The 22,644-nt window shown below is 66.9% G+C and carries 20 protein-coding genes and 5 tRNA genes; 6 read left to right on the top strand and 19 right to left on the bottom strand.

Translation table 11 applies throughout. The annotated features are described in order from the left end of the window. Positions 1 to 141: 141 nt before the first annotated feature. From rplA to AC3WL7_RS18075, 11 genes are all read right to left on the bottom strand, one after another. Positions 142 to 840 carry a 50S ribosomal protein L1 gene (gene rplA, locus AC3WL7_RS18025; RefSeq protein ID WP_079220747.1) on the bottom strand — a complete coding sequence of 233 codons (699 nt, stop codon included), beginning with the start codon at positions 838 to 840 and terminating at the stop codon, positions 142 to 144. Positions 841 to 844: 4 nt separating this feature from the next. Beyond that, positions 845 to 1,273, bottom strand: coding sequence for a 50S ribosomal protein L11 (gene rplK / locus AC3WL7_RS18030; RefSeq protein WP_004145248.1), 429 nt, complete (start codon positions 1,271 to 1,273; stop codon positions 845 to 847). 286 nt (positions 1,274 to 1,559) lie between these two features. Further along, positions 1,560 to 2,120, bottom strand: coding sequence for a transcription termination/antitermination protein NusG (gene nusG, locus AC3WL7_RS18035; protein ID WP_004154362.1), 561 nt, complete (start codon positions 2,118 to 2,120; stop codon positions 1,560 to 1,562). A gap of 10 nt (positions 2,121 to 2,130) precedes the next feature. Further along, positions 2,131 to 2,544 (bottom strand): preprotein translocase subunit SecE, encoded by a 414-nt coding sequence (gene secE, locus AC3WL7_RS18040; RefSeq protein ID WP_079220746.1) that lies wholly within the window; start codon positions 2,542 to 2,544, stop codon positions 2,131 to 2,133. A gap of 48 nt (positions 2,545 to 2,592) precedes the next feature. After that, positions 2,593 to 2,668, bottom strand: a tRNA-Trp gene (locus AC3WL7_RS18045). Between the two features lie 103 nt (positions 2,669 to 2,771). After that, entirely contained in the window at positions 2,772 to 3,962 is a 1,191-nt protein-coding gene (tuf, locus tag AC3WL7_RS18050; protein WP_079220745.1) for an elongation factor Tu, read from the bottom strand. Positions 3,963 to 4,001: 39 nt separating this feature from the next. Further along, positions 4,002 to 4,077, bottom strand: a tRNA-Thr gene (locus AC3WL7_RS18055). 48 nt (positions 4,078 to 4,125) lie between these two features. Further along, positions 4,126 to 4,199: transfer RNA gene (locus AC3WL7_RS18060), tRNA-Gly, on the bottom strand. A gap of 26 nt (positions 4,200 to 4,225) precedes the next feature. Continuing rightward, positions 4,226 to 4,311: transfer RNA gene (locus AC3WL7_RS18065), tRNA-Tyr, on the bottom strand. Between the two features lie 137 nt (positions 4,312 to 4,448). Continuing rightward, positions 4,449 to 5,465 (bottom strand): isoaspartyl peptidase/L-asparaginase family protein, encoded by a 1,017-nt coding sequence (locus tag AC3WL7_RS18070; RefSeq protein ID WP_492752202.1) that lies wholly within the window; start codon positions 5,463 to 5,465, stop codon positions 4,449 to 4,451. Positions 5,466 to 5,555: 90 nt separating this feature from the next. Next, complete coding sequence (locus AC3WL7_RS18075) at positions 5,556 to 6,521, bottom strand: cyanophycinase (protein ID WP_492752216.1); 966 nt, start codon at positions 6,519 to 6,521, stop codon at positions 5,556 to 5,558. A gap of 231 nt (positions 6,522 to 6,752) precedes the next feature. Between AC3WL7_RS18075 and AC3WL7_RS18080 the strand changes: the two genes are divergently transcribed. Beyond that, the gene (locus AC3WL7_RS18080) at positions 6,753 to 9,491 is read left to right on the top strand and encodes a TonB-dependent receptor plug domain-containing protein (RefSeq protein WP_492752204.1); all 2,739 of its coding nucleotides are present in this window, start codon (positions 6,753 to 6,755) and stop codon (positions 9,489 to 9,491) included. A 657-nt stretch (positions 9,492 to 10,148) separates the two neighbouring features. Here AC3WL7_RS18080 and ychF read toward each other — a convergent pair. From ychF to AC3WL7_RS18120, 8 genes are all read right to left on the bottom strand, one after another. Beyond that, positions 10,149 to 11,240, bottom strand: coding sequence for a redox-regulated ATPase YchF (gene ychF / locus AC3WL7_RS18085; RefSeq protein ID WP_079220741.1), 1,092 nt, complete (start codon positions 11,238 to 11,240; stop codon positions 10,149 to 10,151). A gap of 129 nt (positions 11,241 to 11,369) precedes the next feature. Continuing rightward, the gene (gene pth, locus AC3WL7_RS18090; RefSeq protein ID WP_079220740.1) at positions 11,370 to 11,948 is read right to left on the bottom strand and encodes an aminoacyl-tRNA hydrolase; all 579 of its coding nucleotides are present in this window, start codon (positions 11,946 to 11,948) and stop codon (positions 11,370 to 11,372) included. Between the two features lie 48 nt (positions 11,949 to 11,996). Next, positions 11,997 to 12,614 carry a 50S ribosomal protein L25/general stress protein Ctc gene (locus AC3WL7_RS18095; protein ID WP_492752205.1) on the bottom strand — a complete coding sequence of 206 codons (618 nt, stop codon included), beginning with the start codon at positions 12,612 to 12,614 and terminating at the stop codon, positions 11,997 to 11,999. 108 nt (positions 12,615 to 12,722) lie between these two features. Beyond that, positions 12,723 to 13,682, bottom strand: coding sequence for a ribose-phosphate diphosphokinase (locus tag AC3WL7_RS18100; RefSeq protein ID WP_025879147.1), 960 nt, complete (start codon positions 13,680 to 13,682; stop codon positions 12,723 to 12,725). Between the two features lie 137 nt (positions 13,683 to 13,819). Continuing rightward, a tRNA-Gln gene (locus AC3WL7_RS18105) sits at positions 13,820 to 13,896 on the bottom strand. Positions 13,897 to 13,907: 11 nt separating this feature from the next. Next, a complete protein-coding gene (gene ispE, locus AC3WL7_RS18110; RefSeq protein WP_492752206.1) occupies positions 13,908 to 14,777 on the bottom strand; it encodes a 4-(cytidine 5'-diphospho)-2-C-methyl-D-erythritol kinase in 870 nt (289 codons plus the stop codon). Beyond that, complete coding sequence (gene lolB / locus AC3WL7_RS18115; RefSeq protein WP_079220737.1) at positions 14,774 to 15,430, bottom strand: lipoprotein insertase outer membrane protein LolB; 657 nt, start codon at positions 15,428 to 15,430, stop codon at positions 14,774 to 14,776. The genes ispE and lolB overlap by 4 nt, the downstream gene beginning before the upstream one ends. Further along, positions 15,427 to 17,112: a tetratricopeptide repeat protein gene (locus AC3WL7_RS18120; RefSeq protein WP_492752209.1), complete on the bottom strand. Its 1,686-nt coding sequence runs from the start codon at positions 17,110 to 17,112 to the stop codon at positions 15,427 to 15,429. The genes lolB and AC3WL7_RS18120 overlap by 4 nt, the downstream gene beginning before the upstream one ends. 63 nt (positions 17,113 to 17,175) lie before the next feature. Here AC3WL7_RS18120 and hemA point away from each other — a divergent pair, with 63 nt between their 5' ends. From hemA to ppk2, 5 genes are all read left to right on the top strand, one after another. Beyond that, positions 17,176 to 18,459, top strand: a complete 1,284-nt coding sequence (gene hemA / locus AC3WL7_RS18125; RefSeq protein ID WP_108746014.1) for a glutamyl-tRNA reductase — start codon at positions 17,176 to 17,178, stop codon at positions 18,457 to 18,459. Then, a complete protein-coding gene (prfA, locus tag AC3WL7_RS18130) occupies positions 18,437 to 19,519 on the top strand; it encodes a peptide chain release factor 1 (RefSeq protein WP_108758849.1) in 1,083 nt (360 codons plus the stop codon). Before hemA ends, prfA begins: the two co-directional genes overlap by 23 nt. Before the next feature lie 4 nt (positions 19,520 to 19,523). Then, complete coding sequence (locus AC3WL7_RS18135; protein WP_492752212.1) at positions 19,524 to 21,224, top strand: O-linked N-acetylglucosamine transferase, SPINDLY family protein; 1,701 nt, start codon at positions 19,524 to 19,526, stop codon at positions 21,222 to 21,224. Continuing rightward, entirely contained in the window at positions 21,221 to 21,583 is a 363-nt protein-coding gene (locus tag AC3WL7_RS18140) for a hypothetical protein (RefSeq protein WP_079220732.1), read from the top strand. Before AC3WL7_RS18135 ends, AC3WL7_RS18140 begins: the two co-directional genes overlap by 4 nt. Positions 21,584 to 21,666: 83 nt before the next feature. Then, the gene (gene ppk2 / locus AC3WL7_RS18145) at positions 21,667 to 22,449 is read left to right on the top strand and encodes a polyphosphate kinase 2 (RefSeq protein WP_108746010.1); all 783 of its coding nucleotides are present in this window, start codon (positions 21,667 to 21,669) and stop codon (positions 22,447 to 22,449) included. Positions 22,450 to 22,644: the final 195 nt, after the last annotated feature.

Genomic DNA, 22,644 nt, shown 5'->3' on the forward strand with positions numbered 1-22,644 from the left:
TATCGAGCTTCCGTGCCCGTCGCCGGTATTGCCACGACCGCGCCTGCGGTCTTTGACGGCTACCACCAGCGATGTACGGCTGGCGATGCCTTCAAATGTCACGGTCACGGTGCCCGAGGGTACCGTGACCGCTTGAAACAATTACTTCAGGGTCAGCGACGACTGGTCGACGGTGACGCCCGGGCCCATCGTCGAGCTGACCGAAACCTTCTGCAGGTAGGTGCCCTTCGAGGTGGCCGGCTTGGCCTTGATCAGGTCCAGCAGCAGCGCGGTCAGGTTCGACTTCAGCGCGTCTTCGGCGAAGTCGGCCTTGCCGATGGTGCAGTGGATGATACCGGCCTTGTCGGTGCGGTAACGGACCTGGCCCGACTTGGCGTTCTTCACGGCTTCACCCGGGTTCGGGGAAACGGTGCCGACCTTCGGGTTCGGCATCAGGCCGCGCGGGCCCAGCACGGTGCCCAGCTTACCGACGACGCGCATGGCGTCCGGGGTCGCGATGACGACGTCGTAGTTCAGATCGCCGGCCTGCATCTTCTCGGCCAGGTCGTCCATACCGACGGCTTCGGCGCCAGCAGCCAGGGCTTCGTCAGCCTTGGCACCGGCCGGAGCGAAGACAGCGACGCGGACCGACTTGCCGGTACCCGCCGGCAGCACGGTGGAGCCACGGACCTGCTGGTCGGACTTCTTCGCATCGACGCCCAGGCGCACAGCAACGTCGATCGACTCGACGAACTTGGCCTTGGTGGCGGTCTTCAGGATGTTGATCGCGTCTTCGAAGGCGTACGACTTGCCCGGGACAACGGCGGCCTTGATGGCCTTTTCGCGCTTGTTCTGTGCCATCTGATTAACCCTCCACCACGAGGCCCATGGAACGGGCAGAGCCAGCGATGGTACGCACGGCGGCGTCCAGATCGGCGGCAGTCAGATCCGGTTCCTTCGCCTTGGCGATCTCTTCCAGCTGCTTACGGGTGACCTTGCCGACCTTCTCGGTGTTCGGGCGCTTGGAGCCCGACGAGATGCCAGCGGCCTTCTTCAGCAGGGTGGTGGCCGGGGTGCTCTTGGTGATGAAGGTGAACGTACGGTCCGAGTAGGCCGTGATGATCACCGGAACCGGCAGACCCGGCTCGAGCTTCTGCGTGGCAGCGTTGAACGCCTTGCAGAATTCCATGATGTTCAGGCCGCGCTGACCCAGCGCAGGACCGACCGGCGGCGAGGGGTTGGCCTGACCGGCCTTCACCTGCAGCTTGATGTAACCGACAACTTTCTTTGCCATGAGTATGCTCTCCGGGTGCTAGCGCCTTGCGACAACAGGCTCCCCATCGGACCGGGAATCACGCGTCCCGGCATCGCGTTTTGAAATCATGCTGAAGGCCACCTTGCGGCGGCCTCGTCCTGCTGGCTTCCCAGCGGGGAGCCGCGCACTATAACAGGTTTTTTCTTCACATGCCTGAAGCGGCACGTAAACGAATGAAACCGGGCTGAGCCCGGTTCCTGGTTCCGTAGAGTCGAGCTTGCTCGACTGATCTGCAAAGTCGAGCAAGCTCGACTCTACCGACAGGTCAGACGGCCTTTTCGACCTGGCCGAACTCGAGCTCGACCGGAGTGGCACGACCGAAGATCAGCACCGAGACGCGCAGACGGCTCTTCTCGTAGTTGACTTCTTCGACGACGCCATTGAAATCGTTGAACGGGCCGTCGGTAACGCGGACCATCTGGCCCGGCTCGAACAGCACCTTCGGACGCGGCTTCTCGACACCTTCCTGAACGCGGTTCAGGATGGCTTCGGCCTCGGAATCGGCGATCGGCAGCGGACGATCGGCGGTGCCGCCGATGAAGCCCATGACGCGCGGGGTTTCCTTGACCAGGTGCCAGCTTTCGTTGTCGATGCGCGGGATGCCGGCTTCTTCGTGGGTCTCGATCTGGACCAGCACGTAACCCGGGAAGAACTTGCGCTCGGAACGACGCTTCTGGCCGGCACGCATCTCGACCACTTCTTCGGTCGGGACCAGGACATCGCCGAAGCGCTCTTCCATGCCATCACGGACGATGCGATCACGCAGGGCCTGCGCAACCGACTTCTCGAAGCCCGAATAGGCGTGAACGACGTACCAACGCTTCATGCAAATCTCCTTAGCGGGTCAGGAACAGCTGGACCAGCCGCTGAATGACGTAATCGAATCCACCCAGCAGCAGGCTGAGGATGATCACCACAACCATCACGACCCAAGTCATGCGGGTGGCTTCCTGGCGCGTCGGCCAGACCACCTTGCGCAGCTCGAAGCGCGACTCGGAGAGGAATTCGCGGGTATCACGACCCTTGCCGGTCAGCAGGAACACGCCGATACCACCAGCCAGACCCACGACAACGGCCAACGCACGCAGCTGACCCGTCCACGCGCCCAGCTGGGCAGCGCGACCGGAGTCAGCGGAGAACCAGAACCAGACGAACAGACCAGCCAGCACCAGCAGGGTGGCGAGGGCGTACTTGACGATATCCCCACCCTGGGTGGAGGTGTCCTTGGAGTGTTCGATCTTGCTATTCATCAGGCTATGTCTGCTTTAGCGGCCGAACCGCTGGATAAGGTGGGCAGATGGCACGCCAGGAGGGACTCGAACCCCCAACCTGCGGTTTTGGAGACCGCTGCTCTGCCAATTGAGCTACTGGCGTACAGATTGAAACTTGCCTTCCCTTAGACGGCGAAGGCGGACCGAGGTTCCCGGCCCGCCACTCGCGCGACCGGCAGCGCTATGCAACCGCCGGCTTTGCAGGCTTACTCGATGATGGTGGAGACCACACCGGCGCCGACAGTACGGCCACCTTCGCGGATTGCGAAGCGCAGGCCGGCGTCCATGGCGACCGGGTTGATCAGGGTGACAACCATCTTGATGTTGTCGCCCGGCATCACCATCTCGACGCCTTCCGGCAGCTCAACCGCACCGGTGATGTCGGTGGTACGGAAGTAGAACTGCGGACGGTAGCCCTTGAAGAACGGGGTGTGACGGCCGCCCTCGTCCTTCGACAGCACGTAGACTTCGGCGTCGAACTTGGTGTGCGGCTTGATCGAACCCGGCTTGGCCAGAACCTGGCCACGCTCGACGTCGTCACGCTTGGTGCCGCGCAGCAGCAGACCGGCGTTGTCACCTGCCTGACCCTGGTCCAGCAGCTTGCGGAACATTTCGACGCCGGTCACGGTGGTCTTCTGCACCGGACGGATGCCGACGATTTCGATTTCTTCGCCGACTTTGATCACGCCGCGCTCGATACGACCGGTCACCACGGTGCCGCGGCCCGAGATCGAGAACACGTCTTCCACCGGCATCAGGAACGGCTTGTCGACGTCACGCTCCGGGGTCGGGATCCAGCTGTCGAGAGCATCGACCAGCTTGATCACGGCCGGCACGCCGATGTCGCTCTGGTCGCCTTCCAGCGCCAGGCGGGCCGAACCCGAGATGATCGGGGTGTCGTCGCCCGGGAAGTCGTACTTGCTCAGCAGCTCGCGGACTTCCATTTCGACCAGTTCCAGCAGCTCGGCATCGTCAACCATGTCGGCCTTGTTCAGGAACACGACGATGTACGGCACGCCGACCTGACGCGACAGCAGGATGTGCTCGCGGGTCTGCGGCATCGGGCCGTCAGCGGCCGAGCACACCAGGATCGCGCCGTCCATCTGGGCAGCACCGGTGATCATGTTCTTGACGTAGTCAGCGTGGCCCGGGCAATCGACGTGGGCGTAGTGACGGGTGGTGGATTCGTATTCGACGTGCGCGGTCGAGATCGTGATACCACGAGCCTTCTCTTCCGGAGCGGCGTCAATGGCCGAGTAGTCCTTGAACTCGCCACCGAAACGCTCGGCACCGATCTTGGTCAGTGCGGCGGTCAGCGTGGTCTTGCCGTGGTCGACGTGACCGATGGTGCCGACGTTGACGTGCGGCTTGGTGCGCTCGAACTTACCCTTGGCCATGGCTGCTTATCTCGAATTCGTCTGGTGTGGTGCTTAAGATGGTGCTCACAAAAGGAATCGAACCTTCGACCTCTTCCTTACCAAGGAAGTGCTCTACCGACTGAGCTATGTGAGCGAGTTTTGCATTATGGCATGAACTCGATAATATTCAAAGTTCATTCAATGGAGCGGGAGACGGGAATCGAACCCGCACCATCAGCTTGGAAGGCTGAGGTTCTACCATTGAACTACTCCCGCACCGGGAATGTGCCACAACGTGAATCTGGTGGAGGGAGGTGGATTCGAACCACCGAAGGCGTAAGCCAGCAGATTTACAGTCTGCCCCCGTTGGCCGCTTGGGTATCCCTCCTTACCACCCCATCCCGTTGCCGCCGAAGCGTTGCGGTGTGTGGTGGTGAGCCGCTTATTCTGCTGATGGGACGGGGGGCTGTCAACGCTTTTTTCCATTTTTTTCACACGTTGTCGCAAACCCATTGATACGCAACGTTATTGCCCTGGCAGCACCAGGGTCTCGTTGGCGAAAATTGCGACATGAGGCACTCCGTCGGCGCCGATCCAGCCCCGATACATGCCCTGCGTGTTGAACGGCGTGGCTGCTTTTCCGTCTGCGGACAGCACGATCGCCCCACCGTCGCCCCCCATCTTCGGGATGGTGTCGTTGATGACGCCCTTGCCAGCCTGCTCCGGCGTCTGCCCCTGGTAGCGCATGCGCGCGCAGATCTCGTGCGCGGCCGCAGTGCGGATGTAGTACTCGCCCCAACCAGTGCCCGACACCGCGCAACGCGCATCAGCCCAGGTGCCGGCACCGATGATCGGCGAATCACCCACGCGCCCGTAGCGCTTGTTGGTCATGCCGCCGGTGGACGTGCCGGCCGCAAGATGGCCCTGCGCATCCAGTGCGACCGCACCGACGGTACCGAAGTGCTTTGCCGTCTCCAGATCGGCATGGGCCTGGCCGCTGGCCTCTTCCTTGAGCGCGCGCTGCAGCTGCTGCCAGCGCTTGTCGGTGCGGAAGTACGAGGGATCGACCAGGCTGACACCCTGCTCCACCGCGAATGCCTCGGCGCCCTGCCCGACCATCATCACGTGCGGCGATTTCTGCATGACCAGCTGCGCCAGCTGGATCGGGTTGCGCACGCGCTGCACGCCGGCCACCGCGCCGGCCGCCTGGGTGGCGCCATCCATCAGCGCGGCATCCAGTTCGTTGCGGCCGTCATGGGTGAATACCGCACCCTTGCCGGCATTGAAGGTCGGATCGTCCTCGAGCACGCTGATCGCGGCGGTCACTGCGGCCAGCGCGGGACGGCCGGCAGCCAGTTCGGCGTGGCCTTTCAACAGTGCAGCCTGAAGCGCGGCGCGCGCAGCCTTCTCTTCGGCCGGCGACAGATCCTTGCGCTCGACCCCTGCCCCGCCATGGATGACCAGCAGCGGTGAAGTGGACGGCGCTGCCTGCGCGAGCAGGGGCAGGGACAGCAGGGCGGACAGCGCCAGGCGCAGTTTCATCAGGTACGTCTCCAGGGAAATGGTTCGGTAGCGCCGGGCCATGCCCGGCGGAAGGTGCTTCGCGGCAAGGCCGCCGGCCCGCGGCCGGCACTACCGGCGGATGACTTCGATCTCGCCGTCGGTGATGTCGGCCATGGCCTGGTAGTCGACGTCGGCCTGGAAGTCATCCAGGCGCAGGCGGCCACCACTGGCGACCACGGTTACCGGCACTGCGTGGAACTGCAGCGGTTCGCCCTCCACCAGGCGGTCGGCGTCGCGGCCGGGACTGACCACCCAGACCTTGCCTTCGCCATCGGCGCTGTAGACCTGGGCCTGGCCGTCGGGCTCCACGCACAGGGCCGTGTCCTCGTCCACACCGATGCCGACCATGTCCGGATCACCACTCTCGCGGGCGGCGCGGGCAACGAACACGATCAGGCGGCCGAGGCGGTCGCGCTTGTCGAAGTGGGTGTCGGTGACCACGCGCTGCAGATAGGGCATGTGCAGGAAACCGCTGTCGAGAGTCACCGCACTGCCCATCGGGTCGGCCAGCGCGCCGGCCGAGGTGATGCTGCCGCCGTCCAGCGCGCCATAGGCATAGCCGCCGAGGATCGCCAGGCCGGCACTGGTGCCGGCAATCGGCTTGCCGGCCCGCACGTGCGCATTGAGGGCACGATTGAGCGCCGTGCCCTTCCAGAAGCGGATGTAGCGCGACTGGTCGCCGCCGGCGATGAAGATGGCATCGGCGGCGGCCACCACGCGCAGCACCGCCGGATCGTCGGCACCGCGGCGGTTGTCGAACACCAGGGTCTGCACGGCGGTGGTACCGCCGATGTCGCGGTACAGGCGCTCCTGCAGTTCGTCGCGGCCCGATGCGCGCAGGATCAGCACGCGGCCGTTGCCGGCCTGGCGCAGCCACCACTGGAAGGCTTCGGGTACCCACTCGCCGCCCCCCATCAGCATCATCGCCGGCGCGCGCGGGCCGGGCCGGGGTGCATCCAGGTCGCCAATCTCGTAATAATCGAAACCGGGGGACTGCAGGTCGCGGGGGTCCTGCGCTGATGCCAGCGGGGCCATCAGTGCCAGCACGATCCCCAGCACGAGGCTTGAGCAGACGCGGCGGACAAGGGCGCTCATGGTTGATCTCCCTGAACAGAATCGGCTTGCAATCGTTTTCACTCTTTGCCAGATGAAAGACCTGTAGTCAAGAGCGTAAAAAAGGCGTTAAATGCGCGCGCCCATTCCGGATTGTGAATGGGGGACAGGGCCCCTCCTCTGCGGGCCGGCTTCATTCCCGAGATATTTCTCATGCGTAGACAGGCGATGGCGTGGTCGATCCAGCTGGCGTTGATGGGTGTTGCTGCCTCGGCAGCGGCCCAGAGCCCCGGCTCCTCTTCGGTGCAGCAACTTGATGCAGTCCAGGTAACCGGTTCGCGCATCCCGCGCGCGCAGGTGGAAGGCCCGGCACCGATCACGGTGATCAATGCCGAGGAGATCCGCTCCAGCGGCTTCACCACGGTGCCTGACGTGCTGCGTGCGATGACCCAGAACGGCGGCGAGACCCAGAGCCAGCAGTCCTCCAGCGGCGCCGACTTCTCGCCGGGCGCACAGCAGGTCGACCTGCGCGGGCTGGGCCCGAACCACACCCTGGTGCTGGTCAACGGCCGCCGCATCGCCGATTTCCCGATGCCCTTCCAGGGCCGCAGCAACTTCACCGACGTGTCCAACATCCCGCTGGGCATGATCGACCGCATCGAAGTGCTGACCGGCAGCGCGTCGGCCATCTACGGCTCGGATGCGATCGCCGGCGTGGTCAACTTCATCCTGAAGAAGAAGGCCGACGGCACCACGGTCGACGTGCGCATGGGCACCACCAGCGAAGGCGGCGGCGAGTCGTTCGACATGAGCCTGTCCAGCGGCTTCAGCAAGGGCAACTTCAATGCGGTCTACAGCGTGGAGCTGCAGTCGCAGACGCCGCTGTGGGCCTACGAGCGCGACATCCAGGATTCGACCCAGGACGGGCCGACCGAAGGCTCGCGCATCGCGCGCCGTGCCTACCTGCGCACCGACTACAACGATGACTACCTGGACCCGGGCGCGGCCACCTGCGAAGCGCTGGCCGGGCAGAACCAGGGCAGCACCTACCACGCCTTCCGCCCGCGCTATGGCTACTACTGCGGCAGTGATGCGTCGATCGGCTACGGCACCATCCTCAGCAAGCGCCGCGGCGCCAACGGCTACGCCTCGCTGAGCTATGACTTCGACAACGGCCAGCAGTGGTTTGCCGACGTGCAGATGGGCTACCACACGCTGGCGCTGATGCGCGACGTCACCTCGTGGGGACGCATGGCGGCCGACGGCGACGAGTCGGGCTACTTCAACAACGAGGCCACCGGCGAGATCGAGTTCTGGCAGCGCCAGTTCTCGCCCGAGGAAATGGGTGGCCTGCGCAACGCCATGGTGCGCAGCACGCAGAAGACCTTCAGCGTGACCACCGGCTTCAAGGGCAACCTGGCGGGCAACTGGGACTACGAAGCGGCGCTGAGCCATTCGCAGTACCAGTCGCGGATCAGCTGGCCGCAGATCATTGCCGCCAAGGCCAACGACCTGTTCCTGGGGCCGCAGCTGGGCGAGGACGATGATGGCTTCCCGATCTACAACGCCGACCCGTCGCGCCTGTACCGGCCGCTGACCCGCGCCGAGTACGAGTCGATCGCCGCGCGCACGACCTACACGCCGAAATCGCGCACCGAGACGGCCGCCCTCACGCTGACCAACGGCTCGCTGTTCGCGCTGCCCGGCGGCGACGCTGGTTTCGCCGCGACGGTGGAAGTGGGCCAGCAGGCCTATGCACTGAATCCCGACCCGCTGGCGACCGAGTACTACTACTACAGCTGGAAGGATTCGGACGGCAAGGGTTCGCGCAACCGCTGGGCGACCGCCGCCGAGCTGCGCCTGCCGCTGCACGACACGCTGAACCTGAGCGTGGCCGGCCGCTACGACCAGTACCGCTACTCGGGCCATACCATCGGCAAGGCGACCTGGAGCGGCGGCCTGGAATGGCGACCCGTGGACAGACTGCTGGTGCGCGGCTCCTACGGCACCGCCTTCCGCGCGCCGGACCTGCACTACGTGTTCGCCGGCCCGGGCAACGACGAGACCACGGCGGAAGACCTGTACAGCTGCCGTGCCGACGACGCCGATGACTGCTCCGACTACGAGCGCAACGTGATCCGCAGCCGCAGCGGCAACCGCGAACTCGACCCGGAGACCAGTACCTCGTGGAGCGCAGGCTTCGTCTGGTCGCCGGCCGCCGGCCTGGACCTGTCGGTGGACTGGTTCGACATCGACATGCGCAAGCAGGTGCAGGACATGGACGTGCGCACGATCCTGGCCAGCGAAGCGAACTGCCGCCTGGGCGACGCCGACATCACCTCGCCCACCTGCGTGGACGCGCTGGCGCGGGTGACCCGCACCGCCGACGGCCGCCTGTACGGCGTGTACGTGAACCCGATCAACGTGGCACGCGAGTCGACCTCGGGCATCGACGTGGGCCTGCGTTACCGCCTGCAGACCGGCGCTGGCGACTTCATCTTCAACGGCACCCATACCTGGGTGAAGAAGCATGATTTCCAGCGCTACCCGGGGGATCCCATCGAAGACCAGTTCGCGGTGAACAGCGGCTTCGACATCCCGCGCACCAAGACCAGTGTCAGCGTGACCTGGGAGAAGGACGCGTGGTCGGCGACCGTGTACGGCTCGCGCCTGGGCAAGCTGCCGAACTCGGACAGCTACGACCAGGTGTTCGACGAGGACAGCGGCGACAGCCCGTACATCAAGGCCACCTACCGCTACAACGCCTCGGTGCAGTACCGCTTCGACGACCACTCGCGCCTGTCGCTGTCGGTGGTCAACGTGTTCAACAAGATGCCGCCGAAGGACGCCACGTATACGGCCTACCCGTACTACGACGTGTCCTGGTTCGACAGCGTAGGCCGTACGATCAACCTGCAGTACACCCACAAGTTCGGCGGCAGCGCGCTGTAAGCGCGGTTTCGCAGGACGTGGACGATGAGGCCCGCCATTGGCGGGCCTTGTTGTCTGGGAACCTGGCTTTGGTAGATGCCCACCTTGGTGGGCACTGCTTTGCCGCGCGCCCACCAAGGTGGGCGACTACCAGAGCATAAGAAGCGATGGGAACCTGGCTTTGCGCGCCCGCCGGGTTTTCCACACGACGCGTGGAAAGCGATGGGAACTTGGTGTGGACAAGTGGCCGCGAGCCTTGCGTTGCAGGCGTTTCCAGGCGTGGTGATTTTTTGTCCATGCCTCCGGTTGTTTTCCACACGGCACGTGGAAAGCGATGGGAACTTGATGTGGACAAGTGGGTGCGAGCGTTATGCCGCAGGCGTTTCCCAGCGTGGTGAAATTTTGTCCATGCCGCGCGGGCCAGCTTCTGTAGAGCCGAGCCCATGCTCGGCTCCGGCGGGCATCAGCCGAGCATCGGCTCGGCTCTACAGTGGCAGGCTGGGTTTTCCACACCCCGCGTGGAAAGCGGTGGGGGTTTGGTGTGGACAAGTGCGTGCGAGCCTTGCACCGCAGGCGTTTCGAAGCGTGGTCATTTTTTGTCCAGCGCAGAAACCGGTGCCGGAAACGCGGACGCCCCGCTCGAGGCGGGGCGTCCGGAGTCGATCCGTTGCCGCTGGATCAGACGTTGAAGCGGAAGTGCAGCACGTCGCCTTCCTGCACGCGGTATTCCTTGCCTTCCAGGCGCAGGCGACCGGCTTCCTTGGCACCCGCTTCGCCCTTGTACTTGATGAAGTCGTCATACGCGATGGTTTCGGCGCGGATGAAGCCCTTCTCGAAGTCGGTGTGGATGACCGCGGCGGCCTGCGGCGCGGTGGCGCCCTTGCGCACGGTCCACGCGCGGACTTCCTTCACGCCAGCGGTGAAGTAGGTCTGCAGGCCCAGCAGGCTGTAGGCCGCGTTGATCACGCGGTTCAGGCCCGGCTCGCTCAGGCCCAGGTCGGCCAGGAAGGTGTCGCGGTCTTCGTCGTCAAGCTGGGACAGCTCTTCTTCGATCGCGGCCGACACCGGCACCACCTGCGCGCCTTCCGCGGCGGCGTGGGCGCGCACGGCGTCCAGGTGCGGGTTGTTCTCGAAGCCGTCTTCCAGCACGTTGGCGATGTACATCACCGGCTTCAGGGTCAGCAGGAACAGGTCACGGACCAGCGCCTTCTCTTCCTCGTCCAGGCCAACCGAACGACCGGACTTGCCGTCGGCCAGGGCAGCCTGCAGCTTGGCCAGCACCGGCTTGCGCGCGGCCGCTTCCTTGTCGCCACCCTTGGCGGCGCGCTCGGCGCGGTTCAGGGCCTTCTCGACGCTGTCCAGGTCGGCCAGGGCCAGCTCGGTATCGATGGTTTCGATGTCCGAGATCGGGTCGACCTTGTTGTTGACGTGGATGACGTCGGCGTTCTCGAAGCAGCGCACCACGTGGGTGATCGCATCGACTTCGCGGATGTGCGCCAGGAACTTGTTGCCCAGGCCTTCGCCGCTGGCTGCACCGGCCACCAGGCCGGCGATGTCGACGAACTCCACCGCGGTCGGGATGACCTTCTGCGGGTTGATGATCGCCGCCAGCTCACCCAGGCGCGGGTCCGGCACCGGCACGATGCCGACGTTCGGTTCGATGGTGCAGAACGGGAAGTTCGCCGCGGCGATGCCCGCCTTGGTCAGCGCGTTGAACAGGGTCGACTTGCCGACGTTGGGCAGGCCGACGATGCCGCATTTGATACCCATGGTGACAGCTCTCTGGGGTGAAAGTGATTGGGGAAACAGCGGCGTGGCCGCCGTTTTTCCAATCATTCTCCGTACCGACCAACGGTCGGTACCTACCGGTCTGGCCGACCAACGGTCGGTACCTACCGGTTATTTCGGGGTGTGCAGCCGCTTCATTGCTTCGTTGAAATCGCCCTGCACCGCCAGCGGCAGCACGTCGATGGCGTCGTCGATGGCGCGTGCGATGAGCACGTCATCGTCCTTGGAGGGACGACCGAGCACCCAGCCCACTACGCGGTCCTTGTGGCCGGGATGGCCGATGCCCACGCGCAGGCGATGGAACTTGCCGTGCCCCAGCAGGCGCATGGTGTCGCGCAGGCCATTCTGGCCGCCATGGCCACCGTCGAACTTCAGCCGTACCGCACCGGGCGGCAGGTCCAGTTCGTCGTGTGCCAGCAGCGTTTCCTCCGGCTCGATCTTCCAGAACCGCTGCGCGGCGGTGACCGACTTGCCACTGAGGTTCATGAAGGTAGCCGGCTTCAGCAGCCAGACGGTCTGCCCGGCGATCTCGACCTTGGCGGTCTCGCCGAACAGCTTGCTGTCCACGTTCCAGCGTGCACCGGCTTTTTCAGCCAGGGCCTCAACGAAATGAAACCCGGCATTGTGCCGGGTCCGGGCGTGTTCCGATCCGGGATTGCCCAGACCGACGATCAGTCGCAGTCCTGCCATGGTTCCTTCCAGAACGGTGCCTGCCCGGAGGCAGGCACCGCCACTGTATTACTCGGCAGCCGGTGCTTCAGCGTCGGCAGCGTCTTCCTTGCCGTGCTTGGCGGTGACGATGGCGTCGTCGTGGTCCTTGCCCAGCGCCAGCGCCGGGATTTCCACGCCCTTCGGCAGCTTGATGTTGGACAGGTACACCACGTCGCCAGCGTTCAGGCCGCCCAGGTCGACTTCGATCGACTCCGGCAGGTCCTTCGGCAGGCAGCTGATGGTCACTTCCTTCAGTTCGTGGGTGACCACGACGTCGGCAGCCTTGCCGGCCGGCGAGGTGTGTTCGTTGATGAAGTGCAGCGGGACCGAAGCGGTCAGGGCTTCGTTCTCGTTCACGCGCTGGAAGTCCAGGTGCATGATCAGCTGCTTGTACGGGTGGCGCTGCATGTCACGCAGCAGGACCTTCTGCACCTGGCCGTCCAGGTTCAGGTCCAGGATCGAGGCATAGAACCACTCGTTCTGCTGGGCCAGCCAGATTTCGTTGTGGTCCAGGCTGATGGCGACCGGCTCGGCGTTGCCGCCGTACACGATGGCCGGGATCACACCAGCGTGACGCAGGCGGCGGCTCGCACCCTTACGCTGCAGTTCACGCTTGGTGACCTTGATTTCATGGGTCTTCGACATTTTCGACTACTCAGGTTGTTGCCGCACCTTGCGGCGTGGCGGTTGAAGATGCTTCCGCGACCAGAAGCACCCGGGGGGTGTCCCCACCGTTGCCGGCGGGGACGAAAATCAATCGACGTACAGCGAGCTGACCGACTCGCCGAAGGCGATGCGGCGCATCGTTTCGGCCAGCATTTCCGCCACGCTCAGCTGGCGGATCTTGCTGCACACCCGCGCTGCGTCCTTCAGCGGGATGGTATCGGTCACCACCAGTTCGTCGAGCTGGGAATTGGTGATGTTGTCCACCGCCGGGCCCGACAGCACCGCGTGGGTGCAGTAGGCGGCGACCTTGAGCGCACCGCGCGCCTTGAGGGCAGCGGCAGCGGCGCACAGGGTGCCGGCGGTATCGACGATGTCATCGACCATGACGCAGGTCTTGCCTTCGACGTCACCGATGATGTTCATCACGGTGGAGACGTTGGCGCGCGGGCGGCGCTTGTCGATGATCGCCAGGTCGGCGTCATCCAGGCGCTTGGCCACCGCACGGGCGCGGACCACGCCGCCCACGTCCGGCGAGACGACGATCAGGTTCTCGGTGCCGTAGGCGCGCCAGATGTCGGCCAGCAGCAGCGGGGACGCATACACGTTGTCCACCGGGATATCGAAGAAGCCCTGGATCTGGTCGGCGTGCAGGTCGACGGTCAGCACGCGATCAGCGCCAGCGGTGCTGAACATCTTGGCCGCCAGCTTGGCGGTGATCGGCACGCGCGAGGAACGCATGCGGCGATCCTGGCGCGAGTAGCCGAAGTACGGCACCACGGCGGTCACGCTGGCCACCGATGCGCGCTTGAGCGCGTCGATCAGCACCAGCAGTTCCATCAGGTTCTCCGCGCTCGGCGCCGAGGTCGGCTGGATCACGAAGACGTCCTGCTTGCGGACGTTCTCTTCGATCTCGACCTGCACTTCACCATCGGAGAAGTGCGAGACCAGCGCCTTGCCCGGGCGGACTCCCAGTTCCTTGCAGATGTTCTGCGCCAGACGTTTGTTGGCGTTGCCGGAAAAGACCAGCAGGTTCGGGGACTCTTGCATCATGATTGTCTCGGGCGGGGACGAGTGGCGGGGATCCGGTAGCGGCAAGGACCGCTGCGGCCCCTGCTGCTTACAACACCGCGACTGTTTCCACGTCCCGCGCAGTGATGCGCTGGATGGCGCGGACGCAGCCGCATTGGCAGGGGCGGGAGGATTCGAACCTCCGAATGCCAGGATCAAAACCTGGTGCCTTGGGCCTCTTGGCGACGCCCCTGCATTGATGAATCAGTGTTGCTCGAGTGCATCCAGCAGTGGCGAACGTGCAACGCCCGCGGCCACCCTTGCCCGCAACTCCTTCGGCAATTCCGCTCGCCCCTGCTCTGCGGCAGCCTGCGAATCGAACTCGACGAAACAACCACTTCCGGACCCGGTCAAACGTGCCTGGCCTATGCTGCTCAACGCGGCAAGCACCGCCTCTACGGCAGGCTCGCGACGGCGCAGCACCGGCTCGAACACGTTTCCGACCAGAGCGCCGGAAGCGAAGTCGCCTATTTTCGCCTTTGGGCAGTCGCGCGTCAAATCCGGGTCAGCGAACAGGGTCGGGGTCGGCACATGAACGCCCGGCTCGACGATGACGTACCAGGCCGGCGCCAGCGTGACCGGCTGCAGCCGCTCGCCTACGCCCTCGGCCCAGGCGTTGTGGCCGCGCACGAAGACCGGCACATCGGCGCCCAGGCGCAGGCCCAGCGCCGCCAGCGCGTCCTCGTCCAGGCCGGCCTGCCAGAGCCGGTTCAGGACCACCAGCACGGTGGCAGCGTCGGACGAGCCCCCACCGAAGCCGCCGCCCGCCGGAACGCTCTTTTCAACGATGATGTCAGCACCTTGGCCGACATTGGCAACGCTTTTAAGAAGCACAGCCGCACGCACGGCGAGATCATCGGCCTCGGCAACACCGGCCAGGCCGTCGCCCTGCCGTCGCACCTGGCCGTCGTCGCGCAGGCGCAGGCCGATCCGGTCGCCCCAGTCCAGCAGGCGGAACACGGTCTGCAGCTCGTGGTAGCCATCGGCGCGACGGCCGGTGATGTGCAGGAACAGGTTCAGCTTGGCCGGGGCCGGCCACCAGGACCAGCCATCGGCGTCAATCTGCGCGGTCATGGCGCGTCGGTGCCCCACTGGTCGACCAGCAGGCGCACCTTGGCGTCCTCGCGGCTGGCCTCGATCCGCCGCGGCAGTGCCGGGCTTCCTTCCTGGGCCGGGTACCAGTCCAGGTACTGGATCAGCCAGCCGGCCTGCTGCATGCGCCGCGGGCGGCCCTCGGCATCCCGCTCCACGCTGCTTTCGCCGGACCCGCGCAGCACCAGGCCACGGGTCCAGTCGGACAGTTCATTGACCGGGATATCCCAGCCGGTGGCATCGAGCAGCAGCTGGCGCGCGTCATCGCCGGCGCGCGGGCCATCGCCCAGCCCGTCCAGGCGCGCCCCGCCCTGCACCGAATCCCCCTGCAGGGTCCAGCTCTGGCGGGTGACCGGCGCACTCAGCTGGATGCGGTACTCGCTGCCCTGCTGGACCCAATCGATGCGGCCGCTGCCCCCGTTCTTTCCTTTGCTGACCGCGACGCGGCCCTGGAAGCTGTAATCGGGCTGGGCACGCAGGGCCTGCACGCGGGCTTCCTCGGCGCGCTCGGCGGCCGGCGACACGGTGTAGACCACGTCCGGGGCCGGCGTCTTCTGCGTGCCCACGCTGGTACAGGCGCTCACCGCCAGGGTCACGGCCACCAGCAGCAGCGGCCGGATCATGGAAACACTCATGGATTGAATTTCTCGCGGGCGCGCAGCAGCGCGCGGTTTTCAGGGTCGAGCTTGGCCGCCTCCTCGAAGAAGTGGCGGGCCTCGTCGTGCTTGCCGAGCACCCACAGCACCTCGCCCACGTGGGCGGCGATCTCCGGGTCGCGGGACAGGGTCCAGGCCCGGCGCAGCTGCACCAGGGCTTCCTCGTTGCGGCCCAGGCGATACAGCACCCAGCCGTAGCTGTCGACGATGGCCGGGTTGTCCGGCTCGGCCACCCGCGCGCGGTCGATCAGTTCCAGGGCTTCCTGGTAGCGCTTGGTGCGGTCGGCCAGGGTGTAGCCCAGGGCGTTCAGCGCCGGCACGTTCTCCGGATCGGTCACCAGCACCTTGCGCAGGTCGGCCTCGGCGCGGGCGATGTCGTCCCGGCGTTCCCAGGCCAGTGCACGGGCGTACAGCAGGGCGTTCTCGTCCGGGTAGGCGGCCAGGCCCCGGGCCAGCGCATCCAGCTCGCCGGGCAGGTCATTGCCACGCTGGCGCAGCTCGGCTTCCAGCAGGTAGGCGTCGCGGCGCACGTCGTCATCCACGCTGGCATCGGACTGGATGGCGTGCACCTCGTCCAGCGCCAGCGACTGGCGGCCGGCCAGGCCCTGCGCATTGGCCGCGCGCAGGCGCGCCTCGCTCAGTTCGTCGCCGCCGGGAACGCTGTGGTACCAGTTGACCGCCTCGGGGTAGCGCTTGAGGTACTCGGCGATCTTGCCCAGCAGCAGGCGCTGCGCCGGATCAGGCTTGGCGGCCTGGCGCGACAGCTCGTTGTAGAGGCCCGACAGCGCCGCGGTGTCACCCTGCTTGGCCAGCAGCGAGGCACGCATGCCCCAGGTCTGCACGTTCTGCGGGCCCACGGCCAGCACCCGCTCGGCGGCGGCCGGCTGGCCCAGGCTGTCATAGGCGATGGCCACGGCGTTGCGCAGCTCGGGGTCCTGCCGGGTCTTCGGCTCAACCCCCTGCAACAGGGCCAGCGCCTGCGCAGTCTGCCCGGCCTGCTGCAGCTGGCTGGCGCGCAGCAGGGCCACCCGCGGCTCGTCCGGGAAGCGCTTGACCACTTCGTCGATCATGCGCCGGGCCAGCTCGGGCTTTTCCATGCGCAGCGCCAGCCGGCCGAATTCCTGCCAGGCTTCGATCTTCGGCGGAATGGCGTTGGCATCGACCAGTTCGCCCAGCACCTGCGCCGGCACGGCCGGGTCGCGGCCACCGCCGATCAGGGCGGCCAGCGCGAACTTCCAGGCCGTTTCGTCGGGGTCGGCCAGCAGCGCCTGCAGTTCGATCCGCGCGGCCTTCACGTTGCCCTGGCGCATCGCCAGTGCACCGGCGGCGCTGCGCATGGACAGCGAGCTGGGGGCGCGCTTCTCCCACAGGGCCAGGCCCTTGGCGGCGCTGGCGTCATCGTTGGCCAGCATGGAGATGCGGGTGGCCCGTTCGGCCAGCCCGGCATCGCCGGCGGTCTGCTCGGCCGCCTGCAGGTACCAGTGCGCGGCATCGGCCAGCTTGCCGGCCTGCAGGGCGAATTCACCGGCCATCACCGGTTCCAGGGCCAGTTCTTCGCTGGCCGGGACCCGCGCGGGGGCCTTGGCCGGCGCGGCCGCCAGCACCTGGCTGCAGGCCAGGGACAGCAGCAGAACACTGGGGATGCGAATCAATGCGGGCATCGTCGGCATCGGGGCCTTAAAATGTCGTCCAATGGCCAGCAGCTTATCGCAAGCAACTGAACAATGACCCTGTGGGTGCTCGGACTGAATCACCAGACCGCACCGGTGGAGCTGCGCGAACGCGCGGCCTTCGCCGGTGACGCGCTGCCGCGCGCGCTCGGTTCGCTGCGCGATACCCCGCAGATCGCCGAGGCGGTCCTGCTTTCCACCTGCAACCGCACCGAGCTGTACGCGGTGGCCGATTCGCCGCAGGCGCTGGACCAGTGGCTGCACAGCCAGGCCGGCGACCTGCAGGGCTACCTGTACAAGCATGCCGATGCCGATGCGGTGCGCCACCTGTTCCGGGTCGCCACCGGGCTCGATTCGATGGTGCTGGGCGAGCCGCAGATCCTGGGCCAGGTGAAGGACGCCTGGTCCACCGCGCGCGACCACGGCCTGCTCGGCCAGCGCCTGGACCGGTTGTTCCAGCAGACCTTCTCGGTGGCCAAGCGCGCACGCACCGATACCCAGGTGGGCGCCAACCCGGTGTCGGTGGCCTCTGCGGCCGTGCGCCTGGCGCAGAACGCGTTCGCCCGCCTGGATGATTCGACGGTGCTGCTGGTCGGTGCCGGCGAGACCATCGAGCTGGCTGCACGGCACCTGAGCGAAGGCAAGGTGCGCCGCCTGCTGATCGCCAACCGCACCCTGGCCCATGCGCAGGAACTGGCCACCCGCCACGGCGGCGTCGCCCTGCCGCTGACCGAACTGGAACGCCACCTGGCCGAAGCCGACGTGGTGTTCTCGGCCACTGCCGCACGCGAGCCGGTCATCCACCGCGAAATGGTGGCCAAGGCCCTGCGCGCGCGCCGGCACAAGCCGATGCTGCTGTTCGACCTGGCCGTGCCGCGCGACATCGAGGCCGAGGTCGGCACGCTCAACGATGCGTTCCTGTACACCGTGGACGACCTTGAGCGCGCGGTGGAAGACAACCGCCGCGGCCGCCGCGAAGCTGCCGCCGAGGCCGAAGCGATCATCGACCTGCAGGTGTCGCGTTTCGTCGAAACCCTGCAGGCCAGCGCCCACCAGGCCCCGCTGCGGCAGCTGCGCGCCTTCGGCGAGGCCACCCGCGCCGAACTGCTGGAACGTGCGCGGCAGCAGCTGGCCAATGGCAAGCCCGCCGACGAAGTGCTGGAACTGCTGGCCCATGGCCTGACCAACCGCCTGCTGCACCCGCCGACCGCCGCCCTGCGCGCGGCCGCGCTCAGTGGCGATGCCGACCTGACCCGCGCCGCCGAGCGCCTGTTCCCGGCCACGCCGGGCTACCGCCACCCACCCGTGAGACCCGATGACGCCGACCCTGCGCCGTAAGCTGGAAGCGCTGGCCGAGCGCCGCGAAGAACTGGAACGCCTGCTCGCCGAACCCGACGTGGTCGCCGACAACACCCGTTTCCGCGATCTTTCGCGCGAATTCGCCCAACTTGAACCGGTCGCCACCGCACTGGCCGACGAAGCCCGCGCCAAGGCCGACCTGGCCGCCGCCGAAGGCATGCGTGCCGACCCTGACCTGCGCGAGCTGGCCGACGAGGAAATCGCCGCTGCCCAGGCCAGGTTGCAGGAACTGGAAGAGGAACTGGCCCTGCTGCTGGTGCCGCGCGACCCGCGCGACGAGGGCAACCTGTTCCTGGAAGTGCGCGCCGGCACCGGCGGCGACGAAGCTGCGATCTTCGCCGGCGACCTGTTCCGCATGTACGCCCGCTATGCCGAGCGCCAGGGCTGGAAGGTGGAGATCGAATCGGACAACCCCGGCGAACATGGCGGCTACAAGGAAGTGGTGGCACGCGTGGTCGGCCGCGGCGCGTTCTCGCGCCTGAAGTTCGAATCGGGCACGCACCGCGTGCAGCGCGTGCCGGCCACCGAATCGCAGGGCCGCATCCACACCTCGGCCGCTACCGTGGCGATCATTCCCGAGGCCGACGAGGTGGATGACATCGTCATCAATCCGGCCGACCTGCGGGTGGATACCTTCCGTTCGTCCGGCGCCGGCGGCCAGCACGTCAACAAGACCGAATCGGCCATCCGCATCACCCACGTGCCGACCGGCGTGGTGGTGGAATGCCAGACCGAGCGCAGCCAGCACGCCAACCGCGACAAGGCGATGAAGCGCCTGAAGGCGCAGCTGCTGGATGCCGAGCGCCAGCGCCAGGACGCGGCGCAGGCCGAATCGCGGCGCCTGCAGGTGGGCAGCGGCGACCGCAGCCAGCGTATCCGCACCTACAACTTCCCGCAGGGACGGATCACCGACCACCGCGTGGAAGGCCTGACCCTGTACGACCTGCCCAACATCCTGTCCGGCGACCTCGACGCCCTGCTGCAGCGCCTGAGCCACGAGCACCAGGTGGATGCGCTGGCGCAGCTGTCGGCGGGCTGAGCCGATGTCGGCCTGGCAGCAACGGCAGCAACTGCAGCAGGCGCTGGCACGCCAGCCCGGTGACTTCATCGCCTGGGTGATGCTGGCCGACCTGGAACTGGAGGCCGGCGACATCGGCGCCGGCGAACGCGCCGCGCGCCGCGCCCTGCAGCTGCGGCCGAACCATCCCGAGGCACTGGCCCGGCTGGGCCGGGTGGCCTGGATGGCCGGTGCCCACGCCGACGCGGCGACGCTGCTCGGCCAGGCCTCCGCACTGGCACCGGAGCATCCGGGCATCGCCCTGTGGCTGGGCCATGCACTGGAAGATGCCGACGACGCCGAGGGCGCAGCGGCCGCCTACCGCCGCGCACACGCGCTGCTGCCGGGCGAACCGTACATCGCCGCGCAGCGCCTCGCCTGGCAGCGCCGCCTGTGTGACTGGCAGGACGTGGACGCGCTGGCCGCACAGGTACGCGCCGCGGTTGCCAGCGGCCAGGGCGTGGTCGAGCCCTTCGCTTTCCTCAGCGAGGATGCCAGCGCCGCCGAGCAGCTGGCCTGCGCGCGTGCGCGTGCCGCAGCGGTGGCCGCCGCCGTGCGCCCGCTGCCGGCCGTGCCCGTGCGTGCACGTGGCCCGCTGCGCATCGGCTTCCTCTCCAATGGATTCGGCGCGCACCCCACCGGCCTGCTGACCGTGGCACTGCTGGAACACCTGCAGGCGGACCCGGCGCTGCAGCTGCACCTGTTCGCGCTGAACCGCAATGACGGCAGCCGCATCCGCCAGCGCCTGCAGTCCGCGGCGCGGCTGCACGAGGTGGCCGGCCAGCGCCATGCCGAGACCGCTGCGCAGATCCGTGCGCAGGGCATCGACGTCCTGTTCGACCTGCGTGGCTGGGGCGGTGGCGGCACGCCGGAAGTGCTGGCCATGCGCCCTGCCCCGCTGCAATTGAACTGGCTGGCCTACCCCGGTACATCCGGCGCGCCGTGGCTGGATGCGGTGGTCGGCGATGCGTTTGCCCTGCCGCCGGCGCTGGAACCGCACTACAGCGAGCGCGTGCTGCGCCTGCCGCGCGCGTTCCAGCCGTCGGACAACACCCGCGTGCTGCAGCCGGCGCCGACCCGGGCCGAGTGCGGCCTGCCCGAGCAGGGCGTAGTGTTCTGCTGCTTCAACAACAGCTACAAGTTGAACCCGCGCAGCGCCGGCCGTGCCTTCGCGGTGCTGCGGGCGGTGCCTGGCAGCGTGCTGTGGCTGCTGTCCGGCCCAGGCCAGGCCGATGCGCGCCTGCGTGCGGCCGCGCAGGCCGCCGGCGTGGATCCGGCACGGCTGGTGTTCATGGCGAAGCTGCCCCACCCGCAGTACCTGGCCCGCTACGCGCTGGCCGACCTGTTCCTGGACACGCATCCGTACAACGCCCACACCACGGCGTCGGATGCGCTGTGGGCCGGCTGCCCGGTACTGACCTGCCCCGGCGACACCTTCGCCGCGCGCGTGGCCGGCAGCCTCAACCATCATCTCGGCCTGGCGCACATGAACGTGGCCGATGACGCCGCCTTCATCGCCACCGCCAGCGCGCTGGGCAACGACCCGGCCGCATTGACCGCGCTGCGCGCCGAGCTGGCGCAGGCACGCGGGCGCAGCGGCGTGTTCGACATGGACGGCTTCGCCACCGATCTGTCGGCGTTGCTGCAGCATCTGGCGGGCGAGCAGGGCTGGCTGGGCGCACAGTGAACGACAGCACCGCCTTCGACCAGGTACTGCCCCTGCTGCAGGCCGCTCAACGCGAAACCATCGACGGGCTGCGGCACAGCCCGGGCACGCCTGCCCTGCTGGAGCGCAAGCGGCAGCTGGATCGTGCGGTGGCTTGCCTGCAGCTGTGCGCACAGCACGCGATCGACGGGCGCGCGCAGGTGACGGTGCTGCCATGGGCAGGCGATGCGTTCGGTAGTTTCGGAGTGTTTGAACTGGACGAGGAAGGCCAGCCGGCCAATGGCCAGGTCATGCAGCTGGACGATGTACGGCTGGAACTGCTCCCCGGCGATCTGCTGGTACAGGGGACCGGCCGGCTGCCTGAGGAACCGGCGGAGTAAGGCCGGACGCCGGTCATCCCTCGTCGACACGCTCTGGGCGACCGCTGCGCTACGCTCGGGCTTCCTTCCAGCGTGGTGCAACGATGGGCAAGCTCAAGCGCAAGGAGTACGACGAACTGCTGCAGCCGCTGCAGCTGGAACTGACCGCGATGGCGCGCTGGGTGCAGCACAGCGGGCAACGCCTGCTGGTGCTGTTCGAAGGCCGCGATACCGCCGGCAAAGGCGGCGCGATCCAGGCGATCAGCCAACACCTCAACCCTCGCCAATGCCGGGTGGTGGCGCTGCCGAAGCCGACCGACCGCGAATCGACGCAGTGGTATTTCCAGCGCTACGCCAGCCACCTGCCGGCGGCGGGCGAGATCGTGCTGATGGACCGCAGCTGGTACAACCGCGCTGGCGTGGAACGGGTGATGGGCTACTGCAGCGAGGCCGAGTACCAGCAGTTCCTGCACCAGGCGCCGGTGTTCGAGCAGTTGCTGGTGGACGACGGCATCCTGCTGTTCAAGTACTGGCTGTGCGTGGACCAGGCGCAGCAGGAGAAGCGTTTCGCCGAGCGCCACAGCGATCCGCTGAAGGGCTGGAAACTGTCGCCGGTGGACCTGAAATCACGCAGCAAGTACAGCGCCTACACCGAGGCCCGCGAGGCGATGCTGCGGGCGACGCATCGCGAAGCGGCGCCGTGGACGCTGGTGGATTTCAACGACCAGCGGCTGGGGCGGTTGTCGCTGGTGCGCAACCTGCTGGACCGGTTGCCGGATACGCGGGTGGATGAGCCGGTGCTGGATCTGCCGAAGTTGAAAGGCAAGCTGCATGTGGAGCACTACGACGTACTGCGGCCGATCGAGGATTTCCCGGTGCAGGATTAAGGGTGGTTCGGCAGGGCTGCGCCCTGCACCTGCCGAAGCCAAGGCAACGTCAACGTCAACGTCAAAGTCAACGTCAAAAGCGGGCGATCCGTGGATTGGCGGGGCGGTGTCGGATTGCGGGGACGCCGCAAGTACGTCCTTGTAGGCTTGGCCGCGGCATCCATGCCGCGGACACCCCGCAATCCGACACCGCCC

The organism is Stenotrophomonas sp. FW305-3-2-15-E-LB1, assembly GCF_058787375.1.